Origin of the sequence: Catenulispora sp. MAP12-49 (genome assembly GCF_041262705.1) — a bacterium.
In the GTDB taxonomy this organism is placed as follows: Bacteria; Actinomycetota; Actinomycetes; order Streptomycetales; family Catenulisporaceae; genus Catenulispora.
This window is the reverse complement of record NZ_JBGCCP010000034.1, coordinates 98,543-109,047: the sequence shown is the minus strand read 5'-3', so window position 1 is coordinate 109,047 and position 10,505 is coordinate 98,543. Positions and strand designations below refer to the sequence as shown.

Here is a 10,505-nt window from a genome sequence, read left to right as displayed (position 1 = left end):
AAACTTCGAACACTTCCCTACGAACGTCCTGCGATGGCTCCCAACGCGCTAGAGCCCAGCTCAAGGTCAGTTACACCACACCAGCGGACGTGACCAGCCACGGCAGCGCGACCGGCGCGGCGTCGGGTCCACCATCCGCAACCGCACCGACCGCACCGCCGCCCTTGAAGGGCGCCACGCCGCCCCGGAACCGGGCGGACCGTGCCGTGTGCCCCCGCACACCAGGCAAAGCCGCCTCGACGTCCCATTTCAACACATTGACTACGGAACAGCGCGGACGAACGGCAGCGGCCGCGTGTCGACGAACGCCGGCGTCACCGTCGCCGGGCCCGGCGAGAAGTAGCTCGCCATCTGCTGGTACTCCGGCCCGAACGTACTCGCGGAGGCGTTCAGCGCCGCCGCCGACGTCGTCGGCCACGCTCCGGTCCGCACCCGCGCGGTCAGCGTCCGCAACGCCGTGATCTCCTCCGATCCGGTGAAGAAGCAGTGGTTCGCACGCGCCACGAACTCCTGCCGCAGCAGCGGCGAACGCCCGGCCCGCGCGACCGCGTCGGCATAGCTGCGCTCGTTCCCGACCGGCGCGATGCCGTCGCCGGTGTCGTGCAGGGTCAGCACCGGGATCCCCACCAGCCCGGTGATGCTCCCCTGTACCGCCAGCCTGGCCGCGGCGCCGACGTCGGGCGCGACCCGCCGTCCGGAGTCCAAGGCGGCGAGGTCGGCGTCCAGGGCCGCCGATCCTCCGGCGCGCGCGTAGGCCTGTTCCACCAGGTCGTGCGACGCCGAATCCGCCAACTCCGCGCGGTAGTCGACGCCGATGTTCCAGGAGGGGTTCCCGCCGAGCAACGCCTCGGTGTCCGAACGTCCGGTCCCCCACAGGAATTCGGGCACCTCGTAGTACAGATACGCGACCGCCGCGTCGATCCGGTCGCCCAGCGCCGTGGGCTCCGGCGCCAGCGAGTCGGCCCAGCCGGGGATGTCGGCCAGGGACGCCGCCAGCGCCAGCCGGGCCTGGGTTCGCGGGTCCGCGGACTGCCATGCGGCCGACAGCTGCGCCAAGGCCGTCGCCTGGTTGGCCGCCGGAGAGGAAATGTGCGTTATCTGCACCGGATTCGCGGGCCATACCAAGGTATTCAGCGTGTACGCGGCATCGAGCAGGGCGTTGAAATCAGGACCCGGACCCGCTGTCTCCCCGCACATCGGCAGCGCGCCGTCGAAGGCCGGGGCCGCACGCTCGGCCAGCCCCGCCGTCAGCTGGCCGCCGAGCGACATGCCCCAGGTCAGCGTGGTGCTCGGGCGTCCGACGTGGGTGCGGAACCAGGAGAGCAGCGCCAGGTCGTCGCCGATCGCGCCGGGCGTGGGGAAGGCCACGTTCGGGTACTGGATGCCGGCCAGCGCGTAGCCGTGGGCCAGCAGCCAGGTCTTCACCTCGGGGTTGCCGGCGTCGGCGTCCTGTGGCGCGGTCACGCTCGGGTCGTAGGGGTGGTTCCACAGCAGGACGGTTCCGTTCCACCCGGCCGGGACGTCGACGACGTACGGCACGCCGTTCAGCGTTCCCGACATCGTGCCGCCCGGCGGCGCCTGTGCCTGCACCTGTGCCTGGGCCTGTGCCTGTGCCTGTGCCGCCGACCCGCAGGCCGCCACAGCCAACGCCACCGCCGCCCAGCCGGCGACCCCGCGCTTCCGCCCCATCGCAACCTCCCGTACGCGCCGTCTCGTCCTCCAGGGAACGGGGGCGGCACCGGCCGAGTCCACGAATTCGAACGGGTTCGAAGATGATCAGGATCCAGCTGGGCTCCGACGGCCTGGCCCGCTCGCGGTTCGCCTTGTCCCCGGTCGCGGAGACGGTCAACATGCTGATAGCCGCGACGACCGGCACGCTCGCGCCGGCCCTGCGCGCGCCGCTGCGGCAGACGTTCGCCACCCGCCGCCTGGACCTGCTCTCGGCGCTGGTCCGAGTCGACGACAATGCCGGCCACTACATCCCCGACTTCCTGACGCCGATGCTGGCCCGCTTCGAGAGTCAGGCCATCGAGGAACTCCACGCGGTCGCCACCACCCCTGCGTGGCGCGTCGCGGGCGAGCTGGCCGTCGCCGCGCACGGCAATCCCGCCAACACCGTGGGCCGCACACTGCCGCGCCTGCTCACCGAGGCCGACGAGCAGGAGACGGCCCAGCGGCTGGCCACCGAGCTGGAACAGGTCTGGATCGACGCGCTGGCGCCGCGCTGGCCGCGCATCAGGGCCCGCCTGGAGGCGGACGTGAGCGAACGCCTGCAGACCGTCGGCAGGCACGGTTTCGCCGCGGCCATCGAGTCCCTCGACCCGCGGATGGACTGGCGCGAGGGCGCGGTGCGCGTCCGCGGCCGCTTCGACGTGGACGTCCCGGAGCAGGCCATCACGTTCCTGCCGAGCGTGTTCATCACCCGCGGGTGGAACGTGATCGACCCGGTCCCGCGCTGCGCGATCCCCGGCTACGACCCCGGGCGGCCGGGGCCGTGGCCGTACCCGCAGCGCCGCCCGGCGATGTTCATGTACCCGGTGGCGCACCGGCCGCTGGGCGCACCACCCACGCCGCCGCGCCCGGCCGAGCTCATCGGCCGGACCCGCGCCCGGATCCTGGCCGCCGTGGCGGACCCGGCGACGACCGGCGAGGTGGCGGGCCGACTCCGGCTGAGCCCGTCAACCGTGTCCTACCACTTGCAGATCCTGCATCGAGCCGGGCTGGTCCGCCGGACGCGAGACGTTCGCAGGGTTCTGTATCAGTCCACACGTGGTGCCGGATAACCGCGCACGGGCACGGCAAACACGGCGCTGGTGAGGGCAGGTGGGAACACCGGCCGGACAATCCGGCCAACCGGACCGGTCAGCCGGCGCCCGCCTGCGCCCCGATCAGTCCGCCGGCCCCGGCCGCAGCTCGTAGATCGGGTTGTACACCGCGCGCTGCCCGCCGGTCGTCGTGATCCGGCCGCGCACCATGATGCGCCGCCCCGGCGCGATGCCCGGTATCTGCCGCCGGCCCAGCCAGCTGACGGTCACCGAGCCGGTGCCGTCCCACAGGTCGGCCTCCAGGACCGGCACGCCGGCGCGCGGCCGCAGGCGCACCGTGCGCAGCGTCCCGGCCAGGACCACCGGTTCGCGGTCCGGGCAGTCGGCGATGGCCGTGGCGCCGCAGGGGCTCACCTCCTGCGACAGTTCGGCGGCCTCCAGTTCCTCGTTCTCCAGGGTCAGGTTCTGCAGGCGGGTCCGCTGGCGCGGCGGCTTGGGCTTGGTCATGGCGCTCCCCTGGTACGCGCTCTGTGCCTTCGCCGCCTCGATGCGGGCCGTCGCCGACTGGAGCTGGTACGGCACCGCCGCGACCACGACGCGGCGCTGGAACAGCAGCCGGCTCTTCAGGCGCAGCGCGGATTGGTTGTGCAGTACCTGCTCCCACCAGTGGCCGAGCACGTACTGCGGGATGTAGACGGTGACCACGTCGTCGGGGTTCTCGGTGCGGACCCGCTTGACGTACTCGATGATCGGGCGGGTGATCTCCCGGTAGGGCGAGGCGATCACGGTCAGCGGGACCGGGATCGAGCGGCGTTCCCACTCCGCCTTGAGGGCCTCGACCTCGGCGTCGTCCAGGTTCACCGTGACCGCCTCCAGGCTGCTGGGGCGGGTGGCGCTGGCGTAGCCGATCGCGCGCAGGGTCGGCAGGTGGAGCTTGGAGACCAGGACGATGGCGTGGTTGTTGGCCGGCAGGCTGAAGACCGCGTCGTCCGAGGGCGTCAGCTCCTGGGCCACCGCGGCGTAGTGCCGGTTGATGGCACGCATGATCAGCCAGATGATCGGCATCGCCAGGACCACGATCCAGGCGCCCTTGGCGAACTTCGTCACCAGGACGATCACCAGCACCGCGGCGGTCACGCCGGCGCCGACGGCGTTGATGACGCGCGACTGCATCATCCGGCGGCGCTCCACCGGGTCTGCGGTGTCCCGCAGCAGCCGGTTCCAGTGCCGGATCATGCCGGTCTGCGAACAGACGAAGGACACGAACACGCCGACGATGTACAGCTGGATCAGCCGGGTCGGCGAGGCGTTGAACGCCACCACCAGCAGCGTGGCGAAGCCGGCCAGCAGCAGGATGCCGTTGGAGAAGGCGAGCCGGTCGCCGCGGGTGTGCAGCTGGCGCGGCAGGTAGCCGTCCTTGGCCAGGATCGAGCCCAGGACCGGGAAGCCGTTGAAGGCCGTGTTCGCGGCCAGCACCAGGATCAGGGCCGTCACGAACTGCAGGATGAAGAAGAACGGCGAGGAGCCGCCGAACACCGACCGCGCGACCTGCGCGATGACCGTGCGCGGCTGCTGACCGGCCGGCAGGCCCGACAGGTTCGCCGCGTCCGCGGCGTGCACGTGGCCGGCCAGCGCCAGCGCGGTGACGCCGGCGAACATCGCGACCGCGATGCCGCCGAGCAGCGCCAGGGTCGTCGCGGCGTTCTTGCTTTTCGGCGGCTTGAACGCCGGGACGCCGTTGCTGATCGCCTCGACGCCGGTCAGCGCGGTGCAGCCGGAGGCGAAGGCGCGCAGCAGCAGGAAGACCAGCAGGACGCCGTTGTAGTGCCCGGCGTTGGTGATCGTGTAGTGCTCGCTCTCGGCGTGCAGGCCGTGGCCGAAGACCACGCGGACCAGCCCGGTCACGATCATGATGCCGACCGCGGCGACGAAGCAGTACGTGGGGATGGCGAACGCCGTGCCCGACTCCCGGACGCCGCGCAGGTTCAGCAGCGTGATCACGGCGATCACGACCACCGCGATCAGCACCACGTGCGAGTTGAGCGCCGGGAAGGCCGAGGCCAGGTTGGCCACGCCGGAGGACACCGACACCGCGACGGTGAGGATGTAGTCGACCATCAGGGCGCTGGCGACCGTGAGCCCGACCTTCGGGCCCAGGTTGGTCGTGGCGACCTCGTAGTCGCCGCCTCCTGACGGGTAGGCGTGCACGTTCTGCCGGTAGGAGGCGACCACGACGAGCATCAGCAGCCCGACGGCCGCCGCGATCCACCACGTGAAGTGCAGCAACGCCAGTCCCCCGGCGGAGAGCACCAGAAGGATCTCCTCGGTGGCGTAGGCGACCGACGACAGAGCGTCGGAGGCGAACACCGGCAGAGCGATCTTCTTTGGCAGCAGCGTCTCGCCGAGCAGTTCGCTATGCATCGGCCTGCCGACCATGACCCGTTTTGCGATCCCCAGAGCACTTGGCACGATCGCGAGCCTACGGCCGGTGCACCCGGAAATCACTAGCGTCAGGCTGATTATTTCTCACGTGCTGCTCACACCGCACATGCGCGGCGACCACGATCCCCTAACGAGTTTCCAACGGTTGGAAGCGATAGCCCATCCCCGGCTCGGTCAGCAGCTGCCGCGGGCTTGAGGGCTCCGGTTCCAGCTTCTGCCGCAGCCGCGCGAGGTAGAACCGCAGGTAGCTGCCCTCGGGTTCGTGCTCGGTCCCCCACACATGGGCCAGCAGCTGCTTGCTGGAGACCAGGCGGCCGGAATGGCGCAGCAGGACTTCCAGGACCGCCCACTCGGTGCGCGTCAGGCGCACCGCCTCCGGCACGTCCTCGGGCGCTCCGGGGGCGCGCTTCACCGTGCGCGCCGCGAGGTCCACCAGGTGGTGCCCGACTTGGATCACCGGCCCGGTCGTGTTCTCCGGCTCCGAGCGCCGCAGCAGGGACCGCACCCGCGCGGCCAGCTCGTCCATGTCGAAGGGCTTGGTGACGAAGTCGTCGGCGCCGGCGTCCAGCGCCTCCACCTTGTCCCAGGACTCGGTGCGGCCGGAGAGCACCAGGATCGGCACCGTGGTCCAGCCCCGCAGGCCGTTGATGACCCGGACGCCGTCCATGTCCGGCAGGCCCAGGTCCAGGACCACCAGATCCGGGGGGCGGCGGGCGGCGGCGGCCAGGCCCGCGGTGCCGTCGGCGGCGACCGCCACGTCGTAGCCGCGCGCCGACAGGTTGATGCGCACGGCCAGCAGCAGCTGGGCCTCGTCGTCCACGACCAGCAGGCGCTTCACCGGACAGCCTCCTTCGCCGGGCCGGCCGCCGCGCGGGCCGGCACCGCCACCACCATGGTCAGTCCGCCGCCGGGGGTGGCCTCGGGGCGCAGTTCCCCGCCCATCGCCTCGACCAGGCCGCGGGCCAGGGCCAGGCCGAGGCCGACGCCGGCGGTGTTGTCGTGGTCGCCGAGCCGTTGGAAGGGGCGGAAGACGCGTTCGTGGTCGGTGGCCGGGATGCCGGGGCCGTGGTCGATCACGCGAATCTCCACCTTGTCGCCGGGCTCGCGGCTCGAGCCGTCCGTGGCGTCCGTGGCGTCCGTGGCGTCCGTGTCGCCTGTCTTCCGGGGGACGGCCGTGCCGAACCCGGCGTGCACCCCGCTCGCCGTCAGCTCGATGCGCGAGGAGGTGTGCTTGGCGGCGTTGCCGACCAGGTTGGCCACCACGCGCTCCAGCAGCGCGCCGTCGGCCAGGGCCGGCGGTACGCCGCCGGGGCTCGCGGCGTAGGTGACACGGCCGGCCGCGGCCGGGACGTCGTCCAGCGCGCGCGGGATCACCTCGTCGACCGAGACCGCCTCCAGCCGCGGCTTCAGCGCCCCGGACTGCAACCGCGACATGTCCAGCAGGTCCTCCACCAGCCGCGAGAGCCTGCCCAGCGAGGTGTGCGCGGCGCCGAGCAGCTCGCCGCGCTCGTCCTCGGACAGCTCGAAGCGCGGATCGCGCAGCGTGTCCACGGAGGCCAGGGCCGCCGCCAGCGGGGCCCGCAGGTCGTGCGAGACCGCGTTGAGCAGCGCGGTGCGCATCCGGTCGGCCGCCTCCAGCTGCGCGGCCTCGGCGGCGGCGCGGGTGGCGCGGCGGAACTGTTTGCCGGAGTACTCGACCACCGAGGCCACCGTCACCGCGACGATGAGGAAGGCCAGGAACGCGATCACGTCGTTGGCCACCGCGATGCGGAAGGTGTGGATCGGCGAGATGAAGTAGTAGTCGAGCAGCATCGCCGCCCAGATCGCGGCGACCAGCGCCGGCACCATCCCGCAGACCCGCGCGATCGCCACGAGCGCGACCAGGTAGATGAGGACCTGGCTGCTCAGGTTGAGGCGCTCGTTGAAGGTCGTCAGGACGGCCGTCAGGAGCGGGGGCACGACCAGCGCCGCGGCCAGCCCGCGCCACTGGCGTCCGAAGTCCGGCATCGGTCCTCCCTGGCTCCTCGCCGCGCCGCCGCGCCCCGGGCCGACGTGCCCGGGGATATCGTGTGCAGCATATTGCGAGCGCGGTATCACGCGCGATCATGTGCTTCTGGCGTGAAGCGGGGGAACCATGGGACGCAACGCGGCGATATTGGTCACGATCAACCGGATCCCGTTCCGGTGCCTGGTCTGCCAGTCCGAGCAGTTCTTCGACCGGGAAGTGAAGCTGAACACCACCGGTGCGGAGTTCATGAACCTGGGCTGGTCCAACCAGTCCGCGACCGGGCTGGTCTGCGCGCGGTGCGGCTATGTGCACCTTTTCCTGAACGACGCGATCGAGTTCTGGAAGCCGGGCGGCGGGTATCCGCAGGGCTGAAGCGCTTGCCTCAGCGCCGGTCGCCTCAGAGCCGGTCGGCCGGGCCCACGCGCAGCAGCGCGCCGTCCGGGTCGGCGACGGCGAAGACGGTCGGGCCGTACACGGCCGGGACCGGCACCTCCGGGCACTCCACCCCGTCGTGGGACCACTTCTCCCGGAGCTCCTCGGGCTCCTGGACCCGCAGGTACCACCCGGAGGGGTTCTCGGCCGGGTCGGTGTCGGGGGCCGGGTAGAAGTGGACCTCCGCGTCGTCGTAGCGCAGGCGAAGGTATTCGTCGGCGGCGTCCACGACGGTGAAGCCCAGGAAGCAGTAGAACGCGCGGGTCCGTTCGAGGTCGGCGCTGGGCAGGATCGGGACGCTTGTCGCCACGTATTCCAGCGAAGCCCCTGTTCGGCGCGGGGGCCAGGGCTTCTCACAGAGCTCTCACGCACAGCGCGCGCATCCTCACACCGTGCCAATGCCCACCTGGCCTCCGCCGTCGCGAACGCCCGTCGGGCATTCGCCGTACTCTGCGTTCATGACCATCCCCGCGTCCATGAGCATCCGCGCTGTGCGCCCGACCTCCGGTGTCACCGCGGCCACGCTCCGGGAGATGAACATCCGGACCGTCTGGTCGGTGATCGAGGGCGGCCACCCGATCTCCCGCGCCGAGATCGCCCGGCTCACCGGCATCTCGAAGCCGACGGTGTCGGTGCTGCTGGAGGAACTTCTGGCCACCGGTCTGGTCACGCAGTCCCCCGACTCCGCGCGCGACCCCTCGCACGGCGCGGTGTTCTTCGGCCCCAAGCCCGACGGCGTGCACGCGCTGGCCCTGGACCTCGGCGCGCACCGGCTGCGCGGCGTGCTGGCCGGGCCCGGCGCGGTGATCGCGGCACGCCGGGACGTGGACGTGCACGGCCTGGACGCCCCGCGCATGGTCGCGGCGGCGGCGCGGCTGGCCGCCGAGCTGGTCGAGGCGGCCGGCGTGGACCCGGCGACGGTCCGGCACGCGGTGGCCGGGGTGCCGGGCGTCGTGGACCGGCACACCGGCCGGGTCTGGCAGGCGCTGAACATCCCGGCCCTCAACGGATTCGCGATCGCCACGGAGCTGGAGGCGGCGCTGGGCTTCCCCTTCACCGTCGAGAACGACATCGACCTCGCGGCGCTCGGCGAGAACACCCACGGCACCGGCGCCGCCGCCGAGAGCTTCGCCTTCCTGTCGGTGGGCACCGGGGTCGGCGCGGGTCTGGTCCTGCACGGCCACCTGCACCGCGGCCACTCCGGCGCGGCCGGCGAACTGGACAGCGCCTTCGACACCGAGGCGTTCGCCGCGAACGATCCCTGCGCCGCGTCGATCGTCGAGTTCGCGAAGCCGCACGCCGCCGAGCTCGCGGACGCCGGCGCGCCGCTGACGACCGAGCTGATCTTCGACCGCGCCCGGGCCGGCCACGCGCGGGCCACCGAGGTCGTCGAGGAGGTGGCGCGCCGCATCAGCGCCTACATAGGGGTGCTCGCGGCCGTCGCGGATGTGGAGCTGGTCATCCTAGGCGGCGGGATCGGGCTGAACGGCGATCTCTTATTGGAGCGCGTCGCGCTGCGTCTGCAGGAGCGGCTGCCGTATCCGCCGCGGCTGGAGGTCTCCGCGCTCGGGGAGAGCGCGGTGCTGACCGGGGCGGCGGCCGTCGCGGCGTCCGTGGCGGTCGAGCAGGTGATCCGGGAGCGCACCGGCTGAGGGCGGGCTACTGCTTGTCCTCTTCGCCTTCGCTGCCGAACAGCGCGAACCCGATCCCCACCAGCGTCACGAAAACCAGCCCCGCCACTCCGACGGCGCGCCACGACCCGGAGCCGAGGACGACCATCAGCACCTGCGCGGCCGCCACCGCCGCGCCGCCGGCCCACGGCAGCCAGCCGTAGCCGGCCAGGCGGGCACGCGAGGGCGCGGCGGCGGGGTCTGGCTCGCCTCCGGCTTCGTCGGGTCCGGGGACCGGGAGGTCCGTACTGCTCACTCCCCTGAAGGACCCGGGCCGACGAGGCCGGGGCACGGCGACAACTCGTTGAGGTGCCGATCCTAGCCGTCGGTGACGGCGAAGGGCGGATCCGTCACCCCTTCGCCGCGCCGGCGAACCGGAAGGCGCCTCCCATCGCCCGCGAGACGATCAGGTAGAGCACCACGACCGGCATCGAGTACAGCACCGAGTACGCCGCCAGCTGGCCGTAGGCCACCGCCCCGTACTGCCCGAAGAAGGTGAACACGGTCACCGACGCGGGCAGCTTCTCAGGGCTCTGGAGCAGGATGAAGGGCACGAAGAAGTTGCCCCAGGCCTGGATGAAGGTGAAGATCAGCACCACCGACATGCCCGGCGCGATCAGCGGCACCACGATGTGCCGCAGCGCCACCATCGGGGTCGCGCCGTCCACCCACGAGGCCTCCTCCAGGCTGATCGGGACGTTGTCGATGAAGCCCTTGATCAGCCAGATCGCGAACGGCAGCGAGGTGGTCGCCAGGAAGACCGCGGTGGCCGGCATCGAGTCGATCAGCTGGAGCCGCACGAACAGCCCGTAGACCGGGACCATGATCGCGGTGATCGGCAGGCCGGTCGCGAACAGCACCGAGTACAGGAACGGCTTGCGAAAACGCGTCTGGTACCGGGACAGCGGGTACGCCGCCAGGGTCGCGATCACCACGGTGATCAGCGCCGAGCCGCCGCACAGCAGCAGCCCGTTCCACAGCGGCCGCCACGCCAGGTCCGTGTTCATCACGGCCTTGAAGTTGTCCAGGCTCGGATGGTCCGGGAACTGTGTGGAGGTCTGCGCCGAGGCGTCGAAACACGACAGCACCAGCCATACCAGCGGCGCCAGGAACGCCGCCGCGATGAGTATCAGGATGCCGGTGCAGACCGCTCCGGCCGCGCGCCTGCGCGGTGTGTCCACCCCCATC

Annotated in this window: 10 protein-coding genes; 3 read left to right on the top strand and 7 right to left on the bottom strand. The window is 71.8% G+C overall.

Features of this window, described 5'->3' with window-relative positions; translation table 11 throughout:
* Positions 1-261 precede the first annotated feature (261 nt).
* A complete protein-coding gene (locus ABIA35_RS39575) occupies positions 262-1,689 on the bottom strand; it encodes a hypothetical protein (protein WP_370361344.1) in 1,428 nt (475 codons plus the stop codon).
* A gap of 83 nt (positions 1,690-1,772) precedes the next feature.
* On the opposite strand from ABIA35_RS39575, the gene ABIA35_RS39570 reads away from it, so the two are divergent.
* On the top strand, positions 1,773-2,783 hold the full coding sequence (locus ABIA35_RS39570) for an ArsR/SmtB family transcription factor (protein WP_370344748.1): 1,011 nt from the start codon (positions 1,773-1,775) through the stop codon (positions 2,781-2,783).
* Between the two features lie 105 nt (positions 2,784-2,888).
* Here the strand turns inward: ABIA35_RS39570 and ABIA35_RS39565 are convergent, their stop codons facing one another.
* The 3 genes from ABIA35_RS39565 to ABIA35_RS39555 form a co-directional block, all read right to left on the bottom strand.
* Positions 2,889-5,201, bottom strand: a complete 2,313-nt coding sequence (locus ABIA35_RS39565) for an amino acid permease (protein WP_370344799.1) — start codon at positions 5,199-5,201, stop codon at positions 2,889-2,891.
* Positions 5,202-5,334: 133 nt separating this feature from the next.
* Positions 5,335-6,045: a response regulator gene (locus ABIA35_RS39560; RefSeq protein WP_370344747.1), complete on the bottom strand. Its 711-nt coding sequence runs from the start codon at positions 6,043-6,045 to the stop codon at positions 5,335-5,337.
* Positions 6,042-7,214: an ATP-binding protein gene (locus tag ABIA35_RS39555; protein ID WP_370361343.1), complete on the bottom strand. Its 1,173-nt coding sequence runs from the start codon at positions 7,212-7,214 to the stop codon at positions 6,042-6,044. The genes ABIA35_RS39560 and ABIA35_RS39555 overlap by 4 nt, the downstream gene beginning before the upstream one ends.
* 127 nt (positions 7,215-7,341) lie before the next feature.
* On the opposite strand from ABIA35_RS39555, the gene ABIA35_RS39550 reads away from it, so the two are divergent.
* Entirely contained in the window at positions 7,342-7,587 is a 246-nt protein-coding gene (locus ABIA35_RS39550) for a hypothetical protein (protein WP_370344745.1), read from the top strand.
* Between the two features lie 25 nt (positions 7,588-7,612).
* Here ABIA35_RS39550 and ABIA35_RS39545 read toward each other — a convergent pair whose 3' ends face one another.
* On the bottom strand, positions 7,613-7,957 hold the full coding sequence (locus tag ABIA35_RS39545; RefSeq protein ID WP_370361342.1) for a VOC family protein: 345 nt from the start codon (positions 7,955-7,957) through the stop codon (positions 7,613-7,615).
* Between the two features lie 148 nt (positions 7,958-8,105).
* On the opposite strand from ABIA35_RS39545, the gene ABIA35_RS39540 reads away from it, so the two are divergent.
* Positions 8,106-9,299, top strand: a complete 1,194-nt coding sequence (locus ABIA35_RS39540) for an ROK family protein (RefSeq protein ID WP_370361341.1) — start codon at positions 8,106-8,108, stop codon at positions 9,297-9,299.
* Positions 9,300-9,306: 7 nt separating this feature from the next.
* Here the strand turns inward: ABIA35_RS39540 and ABIA35_RS39535 are convergent, their stop codons facing one another.
* Positions 9,307-9,573 (bottom strand): hypothetical protein, encoded by a 267-nt coding sequence (locus tag ABIA35_RS39535; RefSeq protein ID WP_370361340.1) that lies wholly within the window; start codon positions 9,571-9,573, stop codon positions 9,307-9,309.
* A gap of 94 nt (positions 9,574-9,667) precedes the next feature.
* A complete protein-coding gene (locus ABIA35_RS39530; RefSeq protein ID WP_370344741.1) occupies positions 9,668-10,504 on the bottom strand; it encodes a carbohydrate ABC transporter permease in 837 nt (278 codons plus the stop codon).
* Position 10,505: the final 1 nt, after the last annotated feature.

Coding starts and splice junctions, on each gene's coding strand:
- ABIA35_RS39530 (WP_370344741.1), bottom strand. CDS start 10,504: ATGGGGGTGGACACACCGCGCAGGCGCGCGGCCGGAGCGGTCTGCACC.
- ABIA35_RS39540 (WP_370361341.1), top strand. CDS start 8,106: ATGACCATCCCCGCGTCCATGAGCATCCGCGCTGTGCGCCCGACCTCC.
- ABIA35_RS39550 (WP_370344745.1), top strand. CDS start 7,342: ATGGGACGCAACGCGGCGATATTGGTCACGATCAACCGGATCCCGTTC.
- ABIA35_RS39570 (WP_370344748.1), top strand. CDS start 1,773: ATGATCAGGATCCAGCTGGGCTCCGACGGCCTGGCCCGCTCGCGGTTC.
- ABIA35_RS39565 (WP_370344799.1), bottom strand. CDS start 5,201: ATGGTCGGCAGGCCGATGCATAGCGAACTGCTCGGCGAGACGCTGCTG.
- ABIA35_RS39555 (WP_370361343.1), bottom strand. CDS start 7,214: ATGCCGGACTTCGGACGCCAGTGGCGCGGGCTGGCCGCGGCGCTGGTC.
- ABIA35_RS39575 (WP_370361344.1), bottom strand. CDS start 1,689: ATGGGGCGGAAGCGCGGGGTCGCCGGCTGGGCGGCGGTGGCGTTGGCT.